Annotated in this window: 1 protein-coding gene; it reads right to left on the bottom strand. The window is 62.3% G+C overall.

All coding sequences use genetic code 11. From position 1 onward, the window contains the following. A partial coding sequence (locus B7449_RS14875; protein WP_048883760.1) for a tannase/feruloyl esterase family alpha/beta hydrolase occupies positions 1–231 on the bottom strand: 231 nt, incomplete at both ends.

Genomic DNA, 231 nt, shown 5'->3' with positions numbered 1-231 from the left:
TGCGGGTCTTTACCGAATTCGCCCTGCGCCAGCCCCATCATGGAACCAGTATGCCCCATGTCGTCACCCGCCATGACAAATTCGCCATTCAGCGCCGGGACGCACGCCCCTGCATTGCTGACGCCTACATGGGTCATCCCGCACAGGCCACCACAACCGCCGAGCAGGAAGCGCTGGGTCCAGTGCCCCATGGGCAGATCGACTTCAAAGGAAATCGCAGGCGCGATCTGC

Source organism: Komagataeibacter intermedius TF2, assembly GCF_000964425.1.
Lineage (GTDB): Bacteria > Pseudomonadota > Alphaproteobacteria > Acetobacterales > Acetobacteraceae > Komagataeibacter > Komagataeibacter intermedius.
The sequence above is the reverse complement of the archived record's forward strand: the minus strand, read 5'-3'. Positions and strand labels throughout refer to the sequence as shown.